Raw genomic sequence first — 19,238 nt, 5'->3', positions numbered from 1 at the left:
TATCCGCCGGGTGTTGTGAGGATGATGGGGAATCGGATCAGAGCGTTGCGCCGACCTTGCGCAGCTCGGCCAGGACGGGCGCCTTGGGCAGCCAGATCTTGTCGAACTCGGCAATCACCGCCTCGGTATCGCCGGCCGGCACCTGCCGGATCGGGATCGGCGCGTTGCGGAAGTTCTCGATCAGCGTCGGCTCATTGCCGGCGAGCTCGTCGATCTGTGCGTCGAGCGTCGATTTGACCGTCTTGGCGATCAGTTCGCGGTCGGCTGCGGAGAGCGATTGCCAGACCCGGCCCGAGACGACCGCCGCCATCGGCATGAAGACCGCGTTCATCTGCAGGATCACCTTCGAGACCTTGTCGAAGCGCTGGTTCCAGGAGAATTCGAGATCGGCCTCCAGGCCGTCGACCTGGCCGTTGGCCATCGCGTCGAACACCTGCGGCGTCGGGATCGGCGTTGGCGCGGCACCGAGCGAGGAGTAGAAATCGCGATAGACCGGCGTCGGATTGATGCGCAGCTTCATGCCCTTGATGTCGGCGAGCGAATTCAGGTCCTTCGACGAGAACACCGCGCGCATGCCGGTGATGCCCCAGCCGAGCCCGATCGTGCCGGTCTCCTGCGGCAGCACATCGAAAAGCTTCACGGCCGCTGGATGCCGCACGAATTTCGCAACCGCGGGCGTCGAGCGGACGATGTAAGGCGCGTTGATCGCAGCGATGTGCGGCACGCGCGAGCCGAGCTCGGCAGCCTGGATGAATCCCATGTCGAGCGCGCCGGACTGCAGTTGCTGCATCATCGCGGGCTCGTTGCCGAGCTGACCGGAGTGGAACACGGTCAGGGTCAGCCGGCCGCTGGTGGCCGCCTTGAGATCGTCGCCGAATTTGAGCGCGGCCTTATTCCAGGAATGGCCGTTGGGCGTGATCAGACCGAGGCGAAATTCCTTGGCCTGGGCCAGCGCCAGCGAAGGGGCGAACAGCGGCACGGCTGCGCTGGCGGCGAGAAAGCGGCGACGTGAGATCGGCATGGTCGGGCTCCTTTGAGCGGGCCTATTTGATGAGGATCAGCGAGAGCGACGGATAGAGCGAGAGCAGCACCAGAAGGACGCAGGAGATGATGAAGAACGGCAGCGTCACCATGAACATCTTGCCGGGCTTAGCGCCGGTGACGGCGGCCGCGACGAAGAAGCAGAGCCCGACCGGCGGCGACAACAGGCCGAGCACCAGATTGATCACCACCACCACGCCAAAGTGCCTGGGATCGATGTGATAGACCTCGGTTGCGACCGGCAGCAGGATCGGCACCGTCATGATCAGGCCGGGAATCCCGTCGATCACCGTGCCGATCACCAGCAGGATCACGTTGCAGATCAGCATGAAGCTGACGGGATCCTTGGCGGCCGACTGGATCCAGCCGGCGGTCTCCTGCGGCACCTTGCCGAAGATCAGGACCCAGGAGAACACGGCCGCGGCAGCAACCAGGAACAGCACGATCGCCGAATAGATGGCGCTGCGCAGCATCATCAGCGGCAGCTGCGCGAACTCGAATTCTCTGGTCCAGAATTTCCCGACCAGCGCGGCGGCAACCGCGCCGACGGCCGCGGATTCCGTTGCGTTGGCGAGGCCGCCGAGAATGGTGCCGACGATGACGATCGGGATCAGCAGGGTGGGCGAGGTCCGCAGGATCGTCGCCACGCGCTGGCGCGGGGTCTGATAGTCCGCGCGCGGATAGTTGTAGACGTATCCCATCAGTGCGATGACGAGACAGAACATCACGGTAAGGATCACGCCGGGCACGATGCCGGCGATCAGCATGTCGCTGACCGAAACCTGCGCGAGCACGCTGTAGACCACGAACATCACCGACGGCGGAATGATCGGACCGAGCATGCCGCCATAGGCGGTCAGCCCCGCCGCAAAGGTCTTGTCGTAGCCCTTCTTCTCCATCTCCGGCACCATGATCTGAGCCATGATCGCGACCTGCGCGGTCGCAGATCCGAGGATGGAGGAGATGAACATGTTGGCGAGGATGTTGACGTAGGCGAGCCCGCCCTTCAGTGAGCCGACGAAGGCCATCGCCATATCGACGATGCGGCGAGTGATGCCGCCGCCGTTCATGATCTCGCCGATCAGGATGAAGAGCGGAATGGCGATCAGCCCGTAACTGTCGACACCGCCGAACAGCTGCAGCGGATAGGACTGGAACAGCACCGGATTGCCGGATGCGGCGATGTAGACGAGGCCTGCGAGGCACAGGCAGAGGCCGATCGGCACGCCGACCAGCATGATTGCAACGAACGCCGCCGAGGTGATCATCAGTTGACCCCGTCGAGCTCGGAGAGCGCAAAACCCTTCGGTGGCGTGCGCGGGACCAACTCGAGATCTTCCAGCAGGTTGGCGAGACCATGAACGGTCATTGACACCGCGAAGATCGGCAGCGTCAGGTAGAGCACCCAGGTCGGCCAGTTCAGTGTCTGGGTGTGCTCGGTATAGAGGAAGTTGAAAGTTTCGGCGGCGAGCTTGCGCCCGTCGAAACCGACTCGCGCGAGCCCGATCGGATCCATCCAGAGCACGCAGGTGATGATCAGCGCGATTCCGAATACGACGACGAGGCAGGTCGAGATGACCTTGGCGATCTTCTGGTGGCGGAGCGAAAGACGTTCCGTCAGCATCGTGACCGCGAAGTCGAGCCGCAGCCGTGTCATTGCGGAAGCGCCGATGAAAGTCAGCCAGACCACGCAATAGACCGCGGATTCATCGATCCAATAAATCGGGAAATGCGAGTAGCGGGTCACGACGTTCACCAAAATCAGGCTGGTGAGCAGATACATCAGGCCCATCAGCGCGATCCGCTCGCAGGCGAGCAGGGCATTGGAAGCATTCACGACAATCCGCCGGGCGCTGAACGCCGGCACATCCGGCACCGTCTGCTCGATCATGAAAGGCCCCAATGCCAATGCCAGATTTGTCGTGCTATTGCCGAATGTATAATTTATACATTTTGCGTGTCAAACGGAGATTGCGGTCATTCCGGCGGCAGGACGCGCTTTTGCTGGGCACCCGGCTTTTGCTGGACACCTCGACTTGCAAGAGAGAGACCGCTTCGTCTGGACGAGTCGGGGAGGAAGACGGAAGATCAAATGAAAGAGCCTTTGAAGCATCGCACCCTGTCGGCTGCGATCGTCGATCAGCTCCGGCAGGCTATCCTCGACGGCACCTATCCGGCGGGATCACAGTTGCGCCAGGATGCGCTCGGCGATGCCTATGGCGTCAGCCGCATCCCGGTGCGCGAAGCGCTGTTCCAGCTCGAGGCCGAAGGACTGGTGCGGATCGTCCCGCAGAAGGGCGCCATCGTCTCGGAGCTGTCGCTGGACGAGATCAATGACGTCTTCGACCTGCGCCGGATCCTGGAGCCGCGGCTACTGGCGCAGTCTGCGCCTCGCTTCAGGGAAGAGGATTTCGAGGGGCTCGACGACATCCACAAGCACTTCGAGAAGGCGATCAAGGCGCGCAACGTCAGCGACTGGGGACAGCTCAATGCCGACTTCCACATGGCGCTCTACGTTCACGCTCCGCAGCCGCGCACCAAGGCCATCGTGCTGTCGCTGCTCCAGACCAGCGATCGCTACACGCGCCTGCAGCTCTCCAATACCAAGGCGATGGGTATTGCAGAAAAGGAGCACGCTCATCTGATCGCGCTCTGCCGCGCGCAGAAGGTCGAGGAAGCCTGCCGGTTCCTGGATCGGCACATCGAAGCCGTGCGCAAGGATCTGCTGCAGGTCGTGGGCAGCAGCACGATCGCGCCGAAGTCGCGGCGGAAGAGCAAGCCGTAATCGTAGGGTGGGTTAGCGAAGCGTAACCCACCATGCTTCAGCGAATCCGGGACGAATTTGGTAGGTTACGCCTTTCGGACTGCGCTTCGCGCAGCCGCAAAGCTAACCCACCCTACCGCAGCATCACCTGCTCCCGTCAGGCCCCATCACAAGGTCCGGCAGCCAGGTCGAGATTCCCGGCACGAAGCACAGCAGCAGCACGGCCACCATCATCAGCAGCACGAAAGGCAGCGTACCCCAGATCACCTCGCTCAAGGGGATATCGGGCGCGACGTTGCGGATGACGAAGATGTTGAGGCCGACCGGCGGGTGGATCAGGCCCATCTCCATCACGATGGTCATGACCACGCCGAACCAGATGATGTCGAAATTGGCGGCGCGCAGCGGCGGCAGGATGATCGGCGCGGTCATCAGGATGATCGAGACCGGCGGCAGGAAGAAGCCGAGTACGACCACCATGACGAGGATCGCGAATAAAAGCTCCCAGCGCGGCAGGTGCATCGCGACGATGGATTCGGCGACTGACTGCGAGATGTGCAGATAGCTCATCACGTAGGAATAGAGCAGCGACATGCCGATGATCATCATCAGCATGGTCGATTCCCGGACCGTCGATTTCATGATGGGCGCAAGGTCACTCGGCCGCCACACGCTATAGATCGCCGCGATCAGCGCCAGCGCCAGAAGGCCACCGAGGCCGGCGGTCTCCGACGGCGTGGCGTAGCCGCCATAAAGCGCGATCATGACGCCGGTGAGCAGCAGCACGAACGGGATCACGCGCGGCAGCACGCTGAAGCGCTCCGCCAGGGTGTATTCGTCGCGGGCCAGGATCGCTGCCTTGGGGCCGCCGTTCTTGTAGATCGCTTCGGCCGCGGCATATTCCCGGCGGAAGCGGATCACGGCGTACGCGCCGAACAGCGAGACCAGCAGCAGGCCCGGACCGATGCCGGCCAGGAAGAGCCGACCCAGCGATTTTTCGGCGGCCACTGCAAACAGGATCATGGTGATCGAGGGCGGCAGCAGGATGCCGAGCGTGCCACCGGCGGCGATGATGCCGGCGGCAAAGCCGCCGGAATAGCCGCGCTTACGCATCTCGGGGATGCCGGCCGAGCCGATCGCCGAGCACGTTGCAGGCGAGGAACCGGCCATCGCCGCGAACAGCGCGCAGGCAAACACGTTGGCGACGCCGAGCCCGCCGGGCACGCGATGCAGCCAGGCATGCAGGGCCAAGTAGAGATCCTGGCCGGCACGCGACTTCCCGATCGCGGCGCCCTTCAGGATGAAGAGCGGAATCGACAAGAGCGTGATCGAGGCCATTTCCTCATAGACGTTCTGCGTCACCGTATCGAGCGAGGCGGCGGGCATGTAGATGCCCATGAACACGACCGCGACGGCGCCGAGGGCAAAAGCAATGGGCATGCCCGAAAACATCACGAGCAGCGTCGCAATCCCGTAGGCGAGGCCGATACCGAAGACGCTCATGGCCGCCGGCCTCCAGCGAAGGGCAGCGCAAGCTGCACGATGATCTGGACGCAGAGCAGGCTCATGCCGAACGCCATCAGCGAGTAGGGGATGGCGAGCGGCGGCGACCACATCGAGTTCGAGACCTGGCCATCGACATAGGCCTCGTGCGCAAGCGTCCAGGACTTCCAGGTGAAGAAGGCGCAGAACAGCAGCGTCACGGCATCGACGAACCAGAGCCTGATCCTGTTCGCCAACGGCGACAGCAGGCCGACAAAGGCCTCGATGCCGATATGGCCGCGATTTTGCTGAACATAGGCAGCCGTCATGAAGGTCGCGCCGACCAGCAGGAACACGGCGGCCTCGTCCTGCCAATAATTGGCGGCCTTGAACAGCGCGCGGCTGAGCACGCTGTAGCTCAGGATCGCACAGGCCGCAACCAGCGCGATCGCCGCGAACACGACGATGATGTTGTTGAGGACGGCGAGACCGCGATCGAGCGCGGCCGCGGAACTGGTGCCCGCGGCCGCGCTGGTCAGGTCGTCACGATCCGGCAGCGGACCGTGGATCATGCCGCGACGTCGGTTGCGAGCTTGAGCAGGTTGGCCGCAGTCGCGGTCTTCGCGCTGTAGTCCTTCCACGCGGTGTCGCGGGCGATATCGCGCCACTTGCCGACGGTCGCGGCGTCGAGCACCGAGACCTTGGCGCCAGCCTTCTCGTAGACCTTGGCGACTTCGACGTCGTCGTCCTGCGCGCCCTTGCGGCCGAAGGCTTCGAGCTCGGTGCCGACCGCGAGCAAGACGTCCTGCTGGTTCTTGGGCAGCTTGTCGAAGATCGCCTTCGACATCATCAGCGGCTCGAGCATGAACCAGTAGGAGGTGCCTGCGCCCGAGGTCAGCGATTTTGCGACCTCTTCCAGCCGGAACGAGATCAGGCTGGTGGAGGAGGTGATGCCTGCATCGCAGGCGCCGGTCTGCATCGCTGCGTAGATTTCGTTCGACGGCACCGACAGGACAGAGGCGCCGGCGGTCTGGAGCACCATGTCCATCTCGCGCGAGCCGCCGCGCACCTTCATCCCCTTGGCATCTTCCGGCGCCACGATCGGCTTGGAGCGGCTGGCGACGCCGCCTGCCTGCCACACCCAGGTGAGCAGGATGATGCCCTTGTCGGCGAGGAAATCGGTCAGCGCCTTGCCGACTGGCTCCTTCTTCCAGCGTATGCCCTGGTCGTAGGTCGTGACCAGTCCGGGCATCAGGCCAATATTGGTCTCCGGCAATTCGCCGCCGGCGTACGGCATCGGATAGAGGCTGATATCGAGCGCGCCCTTGCGCATCGCGGAGAACTGCGCGTTGGTCTTGATCAGAGATGAGTTCGGATAGATTTCCACGGCTATGTCGCCATTGCTGCGCTTGGCCACTTCGGCGGCGAACATGCGGCATAGCCGGTCGCGGAAATCGCCCTTGTCGATGGTGCCGCCCGGGAATTGATGCGAGATCTTGAGCGTGGTCGCGGCATGCGCGGTGCCGGTGCCGAAGCGGAGAATGGCGGGTGCCGCGACGGCGGTCGCGAGCAAGTGACGACGTGTGAGCATGGTTTTATCCCCTTGGACGGTTCTTGTTTGGCGTGATTTGGGTCTTTGAGACCGACGCTTGGGCCCATCTTAGCCGGTCTTTCATCCGATATTCCCTCATCTGATAGTTCGAGACCGAATGCCGCGGCAAGTGTTGGTCTTGCTGCGCCGCACACTTGCAGTCGGCTCGCGCGGCCGTGATCAGGGTCAACGCATGGAGGGAAAAGATGGGCGGCGGCGGTTCGGGGAAATTTGTCAGTGGCGGCGTAACAAGATCGGCCATCGATCCGTCGAGACTGGATAGCGGCATCCGTCGCTGACAAACATCATCTCGAAGGGAAGACTAGTCATGACCATTCGCACCCGCCTCGCGCTCGGCGTCTCGGCTGCCGCTCTCTCGCTTGGCCTCGCGCTCTCGCCGGCCGCCTTCGCTCAGGACAAGATGGGCAAGGATGACGGCACGATGAAAAAGGATACGATGCACAAGGACGGCATGATGAAGAAGGACACCATGTCCAAGGACGACGGCATGAAGAAGGACACGATGTCGAAGGACGGGATGAAGAAAGATGACGGGATGATGAAGAAGAACTGATCTCGCGCCGTCATGCCGAGGCGCGCCTCGTCGAGGCGAGCCTGGCGTTCCAAATTCGAATCCAGAGCCTGTCATCGGGCGCGCTTATGCGCGGACCCGGTAACACCGTTCCCGTAGGCAGCTGTGAACTGAGGCGCGCCTCAGTTCAATTTCAGTTGAGCGTTACTTCCGCTTGGCTTTGCGGGCGGCATAGCGGGCGTCGCGCCTGGCCTTTTGCTCGGCTTCGGCCTCGGCCGCTTTGGCGGCCGCTTCTTCGGCTTCGCGAGCGATCCGCGCAGCCTCGAGCCCCGCAGCCTCTTCCTCGCGACGCCGCTGCTCAGCCTTCTCGGCCTCGCGCGCAGCCTTCGCTTCGGCGCGCTTCGCCGCGGCGATCTCACGCTCGGCGCGCCGCGCCGCGACGGCGGGATCGTCAGGCCCCGGTTGGGACTTGAACTTGTTCAAAAGATTTTTACGTGCGTCCTGCGCCGCTTTTTGCCGGTCCGCAAAGCCGGGTTCTCTGAATCCACTCATCGCACGAGCCTTGTCATCCTCGCTTTCAGCCTTACATCATTCGCGTGGGTACGCGGGCCGCATCAAACGCGTGCCCCGTGACGCCAGCGTGTACATCCATGCGCGTCGCAAAGCCACCCATAATCGCAGCCGATCAGGTAGACGAAAAATCGCTGGACCAGCCGATCGTTCGTAGCCAAGAAAAACTGCCGAATTGTGATGTCCCTCATAAGGGGCGACGGAGGCGGCGCCTAGCGTCCGCCCCGATATAAGACGGAGCCCGGGCATGACTTTCTTCCGGCTGAGCCTGAAAGCTCTCGCAATCACATTCACGGTGGCGGCGCTGGCCGGTGCCGGGCTGCTGCTCGCTCGTCCTCAGCCGATCGACAGTGCGGTTCTGGGCGCCGGCTGGGAGTGCAGCCAGACGGCGTTCGTGCTGACGACCTGCGCGCCTCGGATCCAGCAGGCGACCCCGACAACCGAGACCTCGCGCAAGGACCTGGTCAGGCCGACCCGAGGCTGAACTAGGAGGCTAAATTGGAGCGGCCGATCGGGATGTGACGCGACGTCGCAGAGGTGATAAAGCCGGTCTCGTCCGCGCCACCAGGTAGCTATGCCCAAGCCCGACTCCGGCGAGAAGCCCAAATCTCGACCCAAGCCTGAAGCAAAGCGCGGCGCGATCGCCGGACTGATCATCGTCATCGTCATCCTGGGGGTCGGCTGGTGGCTAACTCGCGACCTCACCGCCGCCAGCAAGATGCAGGACTGCCTGATGTCGGGGCGCCGCAACTGCAACGTGATCGAGCCGGCCCGCTAGAAGCGGTCCAGCCGGCCCCGGACGAAAAATTGCCGTGATCTTAAACATTTGTAACGGGACTTGGCCGACCACGCAGGTCAGTTATGTCAGCCGGCATCACCGGGGCGCGAGCCGAATCGGCTATCGCGCACGCACCACGGCATCGAGAGAGTAGGGGTCAAGCACGCATGAGTGCGTCCAGCCGCATGAAGATCATCATTCCCTTGGTTTCGGCCATGTCATTGCTCGCGTTGTCCGCGCAAGCGCAGGAGGCCCGGCCGCCGAGGGACTCCGCCCAGCCGCCAGGGCCGGGCGCGCCACAGCAAAACATGCGCAGCGGATCCCCGCAGCAGGCGGTCCGGCCAGCGCCCCAGCCTGGCGGGCCGGCTCATGCCGGCCCAGGTCCCGGTGCTGATCCTCGCGGGGCGGGCGGTCCGCCTCCCGGTCGCTATATGGCACGCGGTCCCGCGGCAGCGCGCGACTGGGGCGGACACAGCTATCGCGGCAATCTCGCCTGGGATGGCGGGCATTGGCACCATGGGGTCTACAACGGTCGCTCCGGCTGGTGGTGGGACGTTGGCGGCGTCCGGTATTATTATCCGCAGCGGATGGAGGGCCCGCCCGCCTACATCTCCGAAGATTATATCGACGACGCGCCGGTGGCTTATGCGCCAGCGCCGCCTCCGGTCGCCTACGCGCCGCCTCCGCCGCCCCCGCCGGCCGATCCCGGCGCGAGCGCCCTTGGCGGCGCCATCGTCGGCGGCGTGCTGGGTGGCCTGATCTCGGGCAATGCGACCGGCGCAGCCGCGGGCGCGGTTCTCGGCGGCGCCACCGGCGCGATCGCAGGCGCCACGGCTGCCTCGCAGCCGGGCTACTATCTGGCTCAGGGCAATTGCTACTACCGCTATCCGAACGGCCAGTATGTGCAGGCCGATCCCCGCGCGTGCTACTGAGCCTATAGGCGATATCTGACTGGCGATATCTGACTGACTGAGGCGGGCCGGTGCCCGCCTCATGTGTTTTGGCGAGGGGACAAGCGGCGTCGATGCAAATCATCGACCCGATGCACTCATGGTTCGCCCTGTACGATGCCCCTTGCGGCGACGCACAACAATTGCCTCAAATTAGCGCTGGCACTTCTTGCCGCTTCACGCGACTCTCAAAAGAAAAATCGGGACACGATTCGCGGGGATGGGACATGCTGGATGCAATCCAAATTAGCGTGGCGCTTTGGGCCATGATCGTTTGCGGCGGGATCAAGGTGGTGCAGGTGCTGCCCTGCCTGTTCTAGCGCACGAGCCCCAGCAACGCGCGCGGCCTTGAGCAGGGGCGGGGTGACCTGTCCTAAGATACAAGCCAATTCAGTATGGCCATTGCGGCCCAGATCAGGGCGGCGATCCAGGCCAGCATGACGATGGCGATGGTCCCGAGAAAGGTCATGCCGAGCAGGTCGGGCCTTTGTCGTTGCGTGGCGATCTCAGCCGTTGCTGCTGCTTCTTCTGTCATGACGGAAAGACCACCCATATCGTGTCAGACTTTGCCGTGCTCCGCGGATTGTCATGACGTTTAGCTGAGGCACGGCGCTTGGACTGTGACGCAGTTCACAGCTCCGTTGAATTGAAGCTAGCTACTTTCCGGCGCAATTGCGCCGGAAAGTAGCTAGGCCCGCCGCTTTGTGCGGCGCAGCCCGCGCCGGCTCGCCGGCGACAAGACCGGAATCATACGGACAAAACTGCCACGCCCTTGTCCAGATCTGCCGGCTAGAGTCGGGCGCATGAGTAATAACTACGATCCACAGCGCGAGGCCGAGGCGGCAATGAAACGGGCGGCGGCGTCCGAGGGCGACGATCGGCAAAAGCTCATCCAGCTGGCTGTCGCCTGGCATCTGCTCGCGCGCGATCCGCGCGACGACCGGACGGATTGATCCCGACTGGCCGGCAGCGGCCGCATCTGTGATACCTGGTAAGCCGGCACTCTTCGGACCGCCGCATAAGAAAAACCCCGTGCTCGGGGGGCAAGCGCGGGGTTCTTCAGAGCCGACCGGGGCTGGCAAGTCGGCAGCACTCAGTTCCTGTGTTCAACGCGCCGGTCGCGCGTTCGTTCCCCCAACTCTTCAATCGGAAATCGCCCAACCTTTCGTGACCTCCAAATTGCCACGCAAGGCATGCGCATTACGACGGCTTCTTCTTTTTCTTCTTGAGGATTTTTGCCTGGGCCCGGAACGCGGAGGCCAGCGCCTTCATCTGGCCTGCGACGAACTCGTCGGCGGCTTGCTGGGCAGCCTTCTCGGCCATACGCGCCTGCTGCTTGAGCGACTTTGCCGGCTTCATGAAGCCCTCGCATCGGTCTTGCTATTTGCTCCTGGGATCCTGCCTGGCTGGAGCCTTCTTATCCTTGGTCTCGGACTGGTTGGCGCGATCCACGTTCATGCCGGTGGTGTCCATAGCGCCCTTGGGCGTGGCCCCGTTGGTGTTCTCTGGCCTCTCCATACCTGTCTGCGGGGCAGGCCTGTGTTTTGGGCGAGAGCGGAGCCGCACATGACGCACGTGGCGGCGAATGCGGCGAGGGCGATGATCTGTTTCATGGCAATCTTCCTCTGCCAGATTACCTGCGCGCCGGGGAGTTGTTCCGCCCCGCATGAATTTTGACCAATTCGGCGCACCTGCCTTGGCCGGGTTGGCAACCGGGAACTTCCGATCCTTGCCGACGTTGGGCGGCTATGACCGATCCCGAGTTGCGCGCGCAATCGTTCGAAATTGCCTGGAAATATCTCGATCAGTCCGGCCTGCTCACCGGCGAGCGCAGGGATTCAGCCCGGTTCATCCTGAACCGGATCGACCGCATGGTGCTGCGCGGCGAGCGGTGCCGGCTGCTGCTGTCGAACGCTGCGATCGATGCCTACCGGTTTCGGCCGATGCTCGTGACCCTCGACGCATGATTGATGCGCCGTCGCAACCAAGTCTTAGGACATCCGCAGGGTCCATTTCCGCGACCACGATTCGTGCTTCGGGAACGAAGCGGAGTCGGATCGTGAACAAACAAAAGCCCCCGAAGGGGCTTGATGTTACGCAGCTTCCGTTTTCGGGACGGCGTCCGCGTTCAGCGAGAGTTTGACGACATCGCCTTCGACCGCACCGACATACTTCCTGTCGATGTAGTGGTGATGGTCCTTGTGACCTTCCGGGCTGTCCTTCTTGGTCAGCTTGATACGCTGCCCCTCGATGCGATCGACAGTGCCGACATGAACGCCGTCCTTGCCGATGATCTTCATGTGCTCTCTGATTTCGCTCATGAGGTCCTCCTTGTGCTGTCTCAACTTCGCGAACCGGTCTTGGTTGCAGGGCAGGCCGGAGCCGGTTTTTGGAGCCAATTCACGCGCCAAACGTTGAACGGCAGGCGCAGTGACCAAGATCCGCATGGAGACTATTCACGCCTATCTGGAACGAAAGCACAGGGAAATCGGGCTGCTGAATGATTGCCTGAGAAGCCCGTTGCATCTGCCGCGTCCGCGATCCGTCGACGAGGTCGTCAAATCCAAATTCCAGATCGCCGCGGCGCTGCGCGCGGAGCATGCGCTGCAGGATTGGAAGGCGACCGAGACGGCCTGGTCGCACGCGGCGTGTCCCGCGAGTGGCCCGTTCATGTTCAGCTACGACTACCAGCGCGCGGATCTGAAGGTGAGCGGTCCCTCGTTCTATGAACACACAACCGGCAGCACCAGCGAGACGATCTATACCGCATCCGGCATGGCCGCGATCTCGGCGCTGCTGCTCGCCTCAGCAGAAATCATCGATAAAGCCGACATTCTGGTGCTGCCGGGCACCTACGGAGAGACACTGGAGCTGGTCGAGCGCTTCGTCCCTCACTTGCGGCTTGTCACCCCCCGGCTGCCGCTGGGCGACGCGCCTGCTCCGGCCGACCTGCCTCGAATTCTCCTGCTGGATTCCTGCGCCTCTGCGGGAGCGTTCGAGGCGGCCCTGCGCTGCGACTGCGCGGCGCTCGATCTGTTGATCTTCGACACGACGTGTTTCGCCGGCAGATCGGGCCGCATCCGGCGTGTGCTGAGATGGGCCGGGCGATGGGGAATTCCCGTCGTGATGGTGCGCAGTCACAACAAGCTGGATTCGCTCGGAGTGGAATACGGCCGGCTCGGCTCTGCGGTCTTCGTGCGCTGGAGGGGCAAGGACCTCAACGCAAGCCGTTTGATGTCCGAATGCCTGGCGGCGGAAACCCGCAACGCCGTGCGGCTTCTCGGCGGCGCGGCGCTGCCGGCGCATTTTCCGCCGTTCGTTGGCTCAGACGCCTATTGGGCGCTCATGCAGAAACGCGTCGCAGCGATCTTGCGCAACGGCCGGCACACGGCGCGGTATTTCGCCTCCGAACTCGCCCCGCTCTCGGCCGAATTGCGTTTCACCCACGGCCTCTACGTCACGCTTCGCGCCAGGCGGGCTCTCGATGAGGCGACCGCGCGGCAGGCCGCCGAAGACATGAGCCGCGATCTTAGCTGCGAAGGCTTCCCCATCCGCCACGCCGGCAGCTTTGGTTTCGATTTCGCAGCGACGGAATGGTTTCACGACGCGACGACGGGTGAGTACAGCGTCCGGGTGGCGGCGCCGGATCTCCCGAGCGACATGTGGGAGGATCTCACCGCGGCAATTGCGCGGTGGTGGGGGAGGCGTCAGGCCAACTTCGGCCACAGTTGAACGCGTCTTCAGTCTCCAAGAGGCGGTGCGGCGAATTGCACGTTTGGGAACGATTTCAACCCTGAGCCAGCAAAGCTGGCGATCCCGGCAGGAATCGAACCTGCAACCCTCAGAGTAGAAATCTGATGCTCTATCCAGTTGAGCTACGGGACCGTTCCTAGGCCGGCCTCTGGCGAGGCTTCTCTTGTGAGGCCTGGCGGGCTTCTACCATGGCTCATATGAAAAATCCCCGATCCCGCCAAGCCTGAACCGAACCGTTTTCACCCCGAAAGCGACAAAGCGGAGCGGCGGAGTGCGGTTGGTCGGCTCTGCGACGTGGCGGCAAGCCGCGTTGCGCCCAGGAGTCGGGTCCAAGACAAGCTCTGCCCGTGATCTTTTCCGCTGCCGCCGCGTCCCTGCGGCGGTGTTTTGGCAGCTCTGGGCTTGCCTTGCCATGGCGAATGCGACGAATTGCACGTTTGGTTCCATCGCCTTGAGTCCGTCACCTTTCCGCGCACTTCATGCCACCGCGGCCCTCGTCCGCGATCCCGGGAGTCCATCATGATCGGTCTGATCCGCGCCCTCACATTCTGCGCCACGCTGGCGTTCGGCCTTGCGGCCGCGCAAGGCGCGGACAAGGCCTTCAAGCGCGATGATCTTGCCGATTCCGCGATCAAGCTGGAGGCGCAGATCAAGAGCGAGGCGGGGCCGGTCGCCAAGACCAACGCGACGCTGCGCAACGACGCCGATGCCGCCTTCCGGCGCAACGATGTCCGCAGCGGCCTGTCGGTCCTCGGTCAGATCGCCGCGACCGCGCCCGAGGATGCCGGCAACTGGCTGCGGCTGGCCAAGGTCATTTTCCAGATCACACCGAAGAGCTCGAGCGAACAGACCTTCCTGCTGGAGCGCGCCTCGACCGCGTCCTACATCGCTTACATGCGCGCCGGTAACCCCGGAGAGGAGGCCGACGCGCTCGCCGTGCTCGGCAAGTCGCTGGCCGAACGCAAGCTGTGGCGGCCGGCGCTGGATGCACTGCGGCTGTCGCTCGACATGCGCGAGGTCGCCGACGTCCGCGGCCAATACGAGAAGCTGCGCGACGAGTACGGCTTCCGGCTGCTCGACTATACCGTGGATTCGGACTCGGCCAGCCCGCGCGCCTGCTTCCAGTTCTCGGAAGAACTCGCCAAGCGCACCGACTTCGCGCCGTTCCTGGCGCTGGCGGGCCAGGACAAGCCGGCGCTGTCGGCCGAAGGCAAGCAGCTCTGCGTCGACGGGCTCAAGCACGGCGAGCGCTACAACGTCAATCTGCGCGCCGGCCTGCCGTCCACGGTCAAGGAAGGCCTGCCGAAATCGGCCGAGTTCAACATCTATGTGCGCGACCGCAAGCCGTTCGTGCGCTTCACCAGCCGCGCCTATGTGCTGCCCAGGACCGGTCAGCGCGGCATTCCCGTGGTCAGCGTCAACACGCCCGCGGTCAACATCAGCGTGTTCCGGATCGGCGACCGTAACCTCATCAACACGGTGGTCGACAGCGATTTCCAGAAGACGTTGTCGCGCTACCAGCTCACCGATCTCGGCGGCGAGCGCGGCGTAAAAGTCTGGTCCGGCGAGCTTGCGACTGCGACGACGCTGAACCAGGACGTCACCACCGCATTCCCGGTCGACCAGGCGCTTGGCGAGCTCCAGCCGGGCGTCTACGTGATGGCGGCGGCCGCCAAAGGCCCGGGCTCTGACGACGACTACCAGCTCGCGACCCAATGGTTCATCGTCTCCGACCTCGGCGTGTCGGCCTATTCCGGCAATGACGGCATTCATGTCTTCGTCAATTCTCTGGCTTCGACCGATCCGGTCGGCAAGGCCGAAGTGCGGCTGGTCGCGCGCAACAACGAGATTTTGGCCACCCGCAAGACCGACGACAGCGGCCACGTCCTGTTCGAGGCGGGCCTTGCGCGCGGCGAGGGCGGCCTGTCGCCGGCGCTGCTGACGGTCACGGGCGAAAAGGTCGACTACGCCTTCCTCAGCCTGAAGACCTCTGCCTTCGATCTGTCCGACCGCGGCGTCGCGGGTCGTGCTGTTCCAGCCGGCGCCGATGCCTTCGTCTATGCCGAGCGCGGCGTCTACCGCTCCAGCGAGACGGTCTATCTCACCGCGCTGCTCCGCGACGGGCAGGGCAATGCCGTCACCGGCGGGCCGCTGACCTTGGTGATCGAACGTCCCGATGGCGTCGAATTCCGCCGGGCCGTGCTGGCCGACCAGGGCGCCGGCGGCCGCACGCTGTCCGTGCCGCTCAACTCGGCAGTCCCGACCGGGACGTGGCGGGTGCGCGCTTTCACCGATCCGAAGGGCTCTTCCGTCGGCGAGACCACTTTCATGGTCGAGGACTACGTTCCGGACCGGATCGAATTCGACTTGTCCGCCAAGGACAAGCTGATCAAAGCTAATGCTCCAGTGGAGCTCAAGGCCGACGGTCACTTCCTCTATGGCGCGCCAGCCTCCGGCCTCCAGCTCGAAGGCGACATGCTGGTCGCGCCGGCCACCGAGCGGCCGGGTTTTGCCGACTACCAGTTCGGCGTTGCAGACGAGGAGACCACCTCGAACGAGCGCACGCCGCTGGAGAACCTCCCTGAGGCGGACGCGAACGGCGTTGCGACCTTCCCGGTGACACTGGACAAACAGCCGGCCTCGACGCGTCCGCAGGAGGCGCAGATATTCATCCGCATGGTCGAGACGGGAGGCCGCGCCGTCGAGCGCAAGCTGGTGCTGCCGGTCGCGCCCGCCAACGCCATGATCGGCATCAAGCCGTTATTCGGCGACAAGAACGTTGCAGAAGGCGACAAGGCGGAGTTCGACGTCCTGTTCGTCTCCCCTGAGGGCAAGACGCTTCCCCGCGACGGCCTGCCCTACGAGCTCCTGAAGATGGAGTCGCGCTACCAATGGTATCGCCAGAACAATTACTGGGAGTACGAGCCGGTCAAGTCGACCTCGCGCGTCTCGGACGGCGACGTCACGGTCGCCGCCGACAAGCCGGCGCGCATTTCGCTGACGCCGCGGCCCGGCCGCTACCGGCTCGACGTCAAGTCGAACGATGCGGACGGCCCGGTGACCTCGGTGCAGTTCGACGTCGGCTGGTATTCCGACGGCAGCGCCGATACGCCGGACTTGCTGGAGACCTCGATCGACAAGCCGCAATACGCCTCCGGCGATACCATGACGGTGTCGGTCAATGTCCGTAACCCCGGCAAGCTCACCATTAACGTGCTGGGCGATCGTCTGCTCACGACACAGACCATAGACGTCAAGGAAGGCACCGCGCAGGTCAAGATCCCCGTCGGCAAGGACTGGGGCACCGGCGCCTATGTATTGGCGACCTTGCGCCGTCCGCTCGATGCCGCCGCGCAACGCATGCCGGGCCGGGCGATCGGACTGAAATGGTTCGGCATCGACAAGCAGACGCGCACGCTGGCCGTGAGGCTGACGCCGCCGGCGCTGGTCCGGCCGAACGCGATGCTGAAGATCCCGGTCAAGATCGACGGGCTCAATCCGGGCGAAGACGCCAAGATCGTGATCGCCGCGGTCGATGTCGGCATCCTCAACCTTACCAACTACAAGCCGCCAGCGCCGGATGACTATTACCTCGGCCAGCGCCGCCTCAGCGCGGAGATCCGCGATCTCTATGGGCAACTCATCGACGGCATGTCTGGCACGCGCGGCCAGATCAAGTCCGGCGGCGATGCGGGTGCCGGCGAATTGCAGGGCTCGCCGCCCGCGCAAAAGCCGCTAGCGCTCTATTCGGGCATCGTCACCGTCGCCGCCGACGGCACCGCGGAGGTGAGCTTCGACATTCCGGAGTTTGCCGGCACCGCGCGCGTGATGGCGGTGGCGTGGACCGCCACCAAGCTCGGCCGCGCCAACACTGATGTCGTGATCCGCGATCCCGTGGTGCTGACCACGACCTTGCCGCGGTTCCTGCTCAACGGCGACCGCGGCACGGTCAATCTCGAGATCGACAATGTCGAGGGGCAGGCCGGCGATTACGTCATCAACGTGAAGGCGGGCGGCCCGGTGAAGATGACCGGCAATCCCGCGACCACCGTCAAACTAGCCGCCAAGCAGCGCAACTCGTTCTCGCTCGCAATCGATGCGACCGCGGCGGGACAGGCGACGCTCGACGTCGACATCAAAGGACCGAACGGCCTTACGCTCGCCCGGCACTATGCGCTCGACGTCAAGGCGGCGACGCAGGTGCTGGCGCGCCGCTCGATCCGGACGTTGGCAAAGGGTGAGAGCCTGACGCTGACCTCGGACATGTTCTCTGACCTCGTGCCGGGCACCGGCAGCGTCTCGGTCTCGGCCAGCCTCTCGACCGCGCTCGATGCCGCGACGATCCTGAAAGCGCTCGACCGCTATCCCTATGGCTGCTCAGAGCAGATCACCAGCCGCGCCATGCCGCTGCTCTATGTCAACGAGCTCGCGGCCGGCGCGCATCTGGCGATGGACAGCGAGGTGGACCAGCGCATCCGCGATGCGATCGATCGGCTTCTGGCGCGCCAGGGTTCGAACGGCTCGTTCGGCCTGTGGTCGGCCGGCGGCGACGACGCCTGGCTGGATGCCTACGTCACGGACTTTTTGACCCGTGCCCGTGAAAAGGGCTTTGTGGTGCCGGACGTGCTGTTCAAGAACGCGCTCGACCGCATCCGCAACTCGGTCGTCAACGGCAACGAGCCGGAGAAGGACGGCGGCCGCGATCTCGCCTACGGCCTCTACGTGCTCGCCCGCAATGGCGCAGCGCCAATCGGCGACCTCCGCTATCTCGCCGACACCAAGCTCTCCAATCTCGCAACGCCGATCGCCAAATCGCAGCTCGCGGCGGCGCTCGCGTTGGTCGGCGACCGCAACCGCGCCGAACGCGTCTATGGTGCGGCCCTCGACTCGCTCGCACCCAAACCGGTACTTGAGTTCGGCCGCACCGATTACGGCTCGCAGCTGCGCGACGCCGCAGCACTGGTGTCGCTCGCCAGCGAAGGCAATGCGCCGAGGGCAACGCTGACGCAGGCCGTGTCGCGGGTGGAAACCGCGCGCGGGCTGACGCCCTACACCTCCACGCAGGAGAATGCGTGGCTGGTGCTGGCCGCACGCGCGCTCGCCAAGGAGAACCTGTCCATGGAGGTCGACGGCCAGCCGGTCAAGACCGCGCTCTACCGCAGCTACAAGGCGGTAACGCTGGACGGTAAACCGCTGAAGATCACCAACAGCGGTGATGCACCGGTGCAGGCGGTGGTCTCGGTCTCGGGCTCGCCGGTCACCCCGGAGCCGGCTGCCTCGAATGGCTTCAAGATCGAGCGTAGCTATTTCACGCTCGGCGGCAAGCCGGCCGACATCAGCAAGGTCAAGCAGAACGACCGTTTTGCGGTGGTGCTGAAGATCACCGAGGCAAAGCCGGAGTACGGGCACATCATGGTGTCCGATTATCTGCCGGCCGGCCTCGAGATCGACAATCCAAAGCTGGTCTCGTCCGGGGATAGCGGTACGCTGGACTGGATCGAGGATGGCGAGGAGCCGGAGGATACCGAATTCCGCGACGACCGCTTCACCGCGGCGGTCGACCGTGCCTCGGACTCCAAGTCGGTGTTCACCGTCGCCTATGTCGTGCGTGCAGTCTCGCCCGGCAAATATGTGCTGCCGCAGGCCTATGTCGAGGACATGTACAACCCCTCGCGCTACGGCCGCACCGGGACCGGCACTGTCGAGGTGCGAGCGGCGAAGTGAGCAACGAGGATGAGTGACGCTCCGAAGCGGCCACCAACTCCGCAGTCATTCCC

Annotated in this window: 21 protein-coding genes and 1 tRNA gene; 10 read left to right on the top strand and 12 right to left on the bottom strand. The window is 64.1% G+C overall.

Annotated elements, in window-relative coordinates:
• Window positions 1-37: 37 nt before the first annotated feature.
• The 3 genes from IVA82_RS30885 to IVA82_RS30875 are packed head-to-tail and all read right to left on the bottom strand — an operon-like array spanning window position 38 to window position 2,932.
• Window positions 38-1,021: a TRAP transporter substrate-binding protein gene (locus tag IVA82_RS30885; protein WP_247382317.1), complete on the bottom strand. Its 984-nt coding sequence runs from the start codon at window positions 1,019-1,021 to the stop codon at window positions 38-40.
• A gap of 22 nt (window positions 1,022-1,043) precedes the next feature.
• The gene (locus IVA82_RS30880) at window positions 1,044-2,309 is read right to left on the bottom strand and encodes a TRAP transporter large permease (RefSeq protein WP_247382316.1); all 1,266 of its coding nucleotides are present in this window, start codon (window positions 2,307-2,309) and stop codon (window positions 1,044-1,046) included.
• On the bottom strand, window positions 2,309-2,932 hold the full coding sequence (locus IVA82_RS30875) for a TRAP transporter small permease (protein ID WP_247382315.1): 624 nt from the start codon (window positions 2,930-2,932) through the stop codon (window positions 2,309-2,311). The genes IVA82_RS30880 and IVA82_RS30875 overlap by 1 nt, the downstream gene beginning before the upstream one ends.
• Before the next feature lie 201 nt (window positions 2,933-3,133).
• Between IVA82_RS30875 and IVA82_RS30870 the strand changes: the two genes are divergently transcribed.
• Entirely contained in the window at window positions 3,134-3,826 is a 693-nt protein-coding gene (locus IVA82_RS30870; protein WP_247382314.1) for a GntR family transcriptional regulator, read from the top strand.
• 123 nt (window positions 3,827-3,949) lie between these two features.
• Here IVA82_RS30870 and IVA82_RS30865 read toward each other — a convergent pair whose 3' ends face one another.
• Genes IVA82_RS30865 through dctP form a run of 3 tightly spaced genes read right to left on the bottom strand, consistent with a single transcriptional unit; the run spans window position 3,950 to window position 6,878 of the window.
• Complete coding sequence (locus tag IVA82_RS30865; protein ID WP_247382313.1) at window positions 3,950-5,308, bottom strand: TRAP transporter large permease; 1,359 nt, start codon at window positions 5,306-5,308, stop codon at window positions 3,950-3,952.
• Window positions 5,305-5,859 carry a TRAP transporter small permease gene (locus IVA82_RS30860; RefSeq protein ID WP_247382312.1) on the bottom strand — a complete coding sequence of 185 codons (555 nt, stop codon included), beginning with the start codon at window positions 5,857-5,859 and terminating at the stop codon, window positions 5,305-5,307. Before IVA82_RS30860 ends, IVA82_RS30865 begins: the two co-directional genes overlap by 4 nt.
• The gene (gene dctP, locus IVA82_RS30855) at window positions 5,856-6,878 is read right to left on the bottom strand and encodes a TRAP transporter substrate-binding protein DctP (protein WP_247382311.1); all 1,023 of its coding nucleotides are present in this window, start codon (window positions 6,876-6,878) and stop codon (window positions 5,856-5,858) included. Before dctP ends, IVA82_RS30860 begins: the two co-directional genes overlap by 4 nt.
• A 328-nt stretch (window positions 6,879-7,206) precedes the next feature.
• On the opposite strand from dctP, the gene IVA82_RS30850 reads away from it, so the two are divergent.
• The gene (locus IVA82_RS30850) at window positions 7,207-7,452 is read left to right on the top strand and encodes a pentapeptide MXKDX repeat protein (protein WP_148738411.1); all 246 of its coding nucleotides are present in this window, start codon (window positions 7,207-7,209) and stop codon (window positions 7,450-7,452) included.
• Between the two features lie 162 nt (window positions 7,453-7,614).
• Here IVA82_RS30850 and IVA82_RS30845 read toward each other — a convergent pair whose 3' ends face one another.
• Complete coding sequence (locus tag IVA82_RS30845; protein WP_247382310.1) at window positions 7,615-7,962, bottom strand: DUF6481 family protein; 348 nt, start codon at window positions 7,960-7,962, stop codon at window positions 7,615-7,617.
• A 265-nt stretch (window positions 7,963-8,227) separates the two neighbouring features.
• Between IVA82_RS30845 and IVA82_RS30840 the strand changes: the two genes are divergently transcribed.
• The 4 genes from IVA82_RS30840 to IVA82_RS30825 all read left to right on the top strand — a co-directional run bounded on the left by IVA82_RS30840 (window position 8,228) and on the right by IVA82_RS30825 (window position 10,028).
• Complete coding sequence (locus IVA82_RS30840) at window positions 8,228-8,464, top strand: hypothetical protein (RefSeq protein WP_247382309.1); 237 nt, start codon at window positions 8,228-8,230, stop codon at window positions 8,462-8,464.
• A gap of 90 nt (window positions 8,465-8,554) precedes the next feature.
• Window positions 8,555-8,758 (top strand): hypothetical protein, encoded by a 204-nt coding sequence (locus tag IVA82_RS30835; RefSeq protein WP_247382308.1) that lies wholly within the window; start codon window positions 8,555-8,557, stop codon window positions 8,756-8,758.
• A 167-nt stretch (window positions 8,759-8,925) separates the two neighbouring features.
• The gene (locus tag IVA82_RS30830) at window positions 8,926-9,690 is read left to right on the top strand and encodes a hypothetical protein (RefSeq protein WP_247382307.1); all 765 of its coding nucleotides are present in this window, start codon (window positions 8,926-8,928) and stop codon (window positions 9,688-9,690) included.
• A gap of 92 nt (window positions 9,691-9,782) precedes the next feature.
• Window positions 9,783-10,028 (top strand): hypothetical protein, encoded by a 246-nt coding sequence (locus IVA82_RS30825; protein WP_247382306.1) that lies wholly within the window; start codon window positions 9,783-9,785, stop codon window positions 10,026-10,028.
• Between the two features lie 53 nt (window positions 10,029-10,081).
• Here the strand turns inward: IVA82_RS30825 and IVA82_RS30820 are convergent, their stop codons facing one another.
• The gene (locus tag IVA82_RS30820) at window positions 10,082-10,243 is read right to left on the bottom strand and encodes a hypothetical protein (RefSeq protein WP_247382305.1); all 162 of its coding nucleotides are present in this window, start codon (window positions 10,241-10,243) and stop codon (window positions 10,082-10,084) included.
• 268 nt (window positions 10,244-10,511) lie between these two features.
• Between IVA82_RS30820 and IVA82_RS30815 the strand changes: the two genes are divergently transcribed.
• On the top strand, window positions 10,512-10,661 hold the full coding sequence (locus IVA82_RS30815) for a hypothetical protein (protein ID WP_187435713.1): 150 nt from the start codon (window positions 10,512-10,514) through the stop codon (window positions 10,659-10,661).
• 247 nt (window positions 10,662-10,908) lie between these two features.
• Here the strand turns inward: IVA82_RS30815 and IVA82_RS30810 are convergent, their stop codons facing one another.
• Together IVA82_RS30810 and IVA82_RS30805 are read right to left on the bottom strand one after the other, a co-directional pair.
• Window positions 10,909-11,067 carry a hypothetical protein gene (locus IVA82_RS30810; protein ID WP_247382304.1) on the bottom strand — a complete coding sequence of 53 codons (159 nt, stop codon included), beginning with the start codon at window positions 11,065-11,067 and terminating at the stop codon, window positions 10,909-10,911.
• 21 nt (window positions 11,068-11,088) lie between these two features.
• Window positions 11,089-11,226: a hypothetical protein gene (locus tag IVA82_RS30805; protein WP_247382303.1), complete on the bottom strand. Its 138-nt coding sequence runs from the start codon at window positions 11,224-11,226 to the stop codon at window positions 11,089-11,091.
• A gap of 230 nt (window positions 11,227-11,456) precedes the next feature.
• Here IVA82_RS30805 and IVA82_RS30800 point away from each other — a divergent pair, with 230 nt between their 5' ends.
• On the top strand, window positions 11,457-11,675 hold the full coding sequence (locus IVA82_RS30800) for a hypothetical protein (RefSeq protein WP_247382302.1): 219 nt from the start codon (window positions 11,457-11,459) through the stop codon (window positions 11,673-11,675).
• 126 nt (window positions 11,676-11,801) lie between these two features.
• Here IVA82_RS30800 and IVA82_RS30795 read toward each other — a convergent pair whose 3' ends face one another.
• Complete coding sequence (locus IVA82_RS30795; RefSeq protein ID WP_247382301.1) at window positions 11,802-12,029, bottom strand: DUF2171 domain-containing protein; 228 nt, start codon at window positions 12,027-12,029, stop codon at window positions 11,802-11,804.
• Window positions 12,030-12,153: 124 nt separating this feature from the next.
• Here IVA82_RS30795 and IVA82_RS30790 point away from each other — a divergent pair, with 124 nt between their 5' ends.
• The gene (locus tag IVA82_RS30790) at window positions 12,154-13,440 is read left to right on the top strand and encodes a hypothetical protein (protein WP_247382332.1); all 1,287 of its coding nucleotides are present in this window, start codon (window positions 12,154-12,156) and stop codon (window positions 13,438-13,440) included.
• A 76-nt stretch (window positions 13,441-13,516) separates the two neighbouring features.
• Here the strand turns inward: IVA82_RS30790 and IVA82_RS30785 are convergent.
• Window positions 13,517-13,593, bottom strand: a tRNA-Arg gene (locus tag IVA82_RS30785).
• 387 nt (window positions 13,594-13,980) lie between these two features.
• Between IVA82_RS30785 and IVA82_RS30780 the strand changes: the two genes are divergently transcribed.
• The gene (locus IVA82_RS30780) at window positions 13,981-19,185 is read left to right on the top strand and encodes an alpha-2-macroglobulin (RefSeq protein ID WP_247382300.1); all 5,205 of its coding nucleotides are present in this window, start codon (window positions 13,981-13,983) and stop codon (window positions 19,183-19,185) included.
• Window positions 19,186-19,238 lie beyond the last annotated feature (53 nt).

Source organism: Bradyrhizobium sp. 142 (assembly GCF_023074015.1).
Lineage (GTDB): Bacteria > Pseudomonadota > Alphaproteobacteria > Rhizobiales > Xanthobacteraceae > Bradyrhizobium.
The sequence above is the reverse complement of the archived record's forward strand: the minus strand, read 5'-3'. Positions and strand labels throughout refer to the sequence as shown.

Excerpts from the sequence above, each read along its gene's own strand:
- IVA82_RS30845 (WP_247382310.1), bottom strand. The coding sequence starts at position 7,962 with ATGAGTGGATTCAGAGAACCCGGCTTTGCGGACCGGCAAAAAGCGGCG.
- dctP (WP_247382311.1), bottom strand. The coding sequence starts at position 6,878 with ATGCTCACACGTCGTCACTTGCTCGCGACCGCCGTCGCGGCACCCGCC.
- IVA82_RS30805 (WP_247382303.1), bottom strand. The coding sequence starts at position 11,226 with ATGGAGAGGCCAGAGAACACCAACGGGGCCACGCCCAAGGGCGCTATG.
- IVA82_RS30870 (WP_247382314.1), top strand. The coding sequence starts at position 3,134 with ATGAAAGAGCCTTTGAAGCATCGCACCCTGTCGGCTGCGATCGTCGAT.
- IVA82_RS30780 (WP_247382300.1), top strand. The coding sequence starts at position 13,981 with ATGATCGGTCTGATCCGCGCCCTCACATTCTGCGCCACGCTGGCGTTC.
- IVA82_RS30835 (WP_247382308.1), top strand. The coding sequence starts at position 8,555 with ATGCCCAAGCCCGACTCCGGCGAGAAGCCCAAATCTCGACCCAAGCCT.
- IVA82_RS30790 (WP_247382332.1), top strand. The coding sequence starts at position 12,154 with ATGGAGACTATTCACGCCTATCTGGAACGAAAGCACAGGGAAATCGGG.
- IVA82_RS30815 (WP_187435713.1), top strand. The coding sequence starts at position 10,512 with ATGAGTAATAACTACGATCCACAGCGCGAGGCCGAGGCGGCAATGAAA.
- IVA82_RS30885 (WP_247382317.1), bottom strand. The coding sequence starts at position 1,021 with ATGCCGATCTCACGTCGCCGCTTTCTCGCCGCCAGCGCAGCCGTGCCG.
- IVA82_RS30875 (WP_247382315.1), bottom strand. The coding sequence starts at position 2,932 with ATGATCGAGCAGACGGTGCCGGATGTGCCGGCGTTCAGCGCCCGGCGG.
- IVA82_RS30860 (WP_247382312.1), bottom strand. The coding sequence starts at position 5,859 with ATGATCCACGGTCCGCTGCCGGATCGTGACGACCTGACCAGCGCGGCC.
- IVA82_RS30795 (WP_247382301.1), bottom strand. The coding sequence starts at position 12,029 with ATGAGCGAAATCAGAGAGCACATGAAGATCATCGGCAAGGACGGCGTT.
- IVA82_RS30820 (WP_247382305.1), bottom strand. The coding sequence starts at position 10,243 with ATGACAGAAGAAGCAGCAGCAACGGCTGAGATCGCCACGCAACGACAA.
- IVA82_RS30840 (WP_247382309.1), top strand. The coding sequence starts at position 8,228 with ATGACTTTCTTCCGGCTGAGCCTGAAAGCTCTCGCAATCACATTCACG.
- IVA82_RS30850 (WP_148738411.1), top strand. The coding sequence starts at position 7,207 with ATGACCATTCGCACCCGCCTCGCGCTCGGCGTCTCGGCTGCCGCTCTC.
- IVA82_RS30880 (WP_247382316.1), bottom strand. The coding sequence starts at position 2,309 with ATGATCACCTCGGCGGCGTTCGTTGCAATCATGCTGGTCGGCGTGCCG.
- IVA82_RS30800 (WP_247382302.1), top strand. The coding sequence starts at position 11,457 with ATGACCGATCCCGAGTTGCGCGCGCAATCGTTCGAAATTGCCTGGAAA.
- IVA82_RS30830 (WP_247382307.1), top strand. The coding sequence starts at position 8,926 with ATGAGTGCGTCCAGCCGCATGAAGATCATCATTCCCTTGGTTTCGGCC.
- IVA82_RS30810 (WP_247382304.1), bottom strand. The coding sequence starts at position 11,067 with ATGAAGCCGGCAAAGTCGCTCAAGCAGCAGGCGCGTATGGCCGAGAAG.
- IVA82_RS30865 (WP_247382313.1), bottom strand. The coding sequence starts at position 5,308 with ATGAGCGTCTTCGGTATCGGCCTCGCCTACGGGATTGCGACGCTGCTC.
- IVA82_RS30825 (WP_247382306.1), top strand. The coding sequence starts at position 9,783 with ATGCAAATCATCGACCCGATGCACTCATGGTTCGCCCTGTACGATGCC.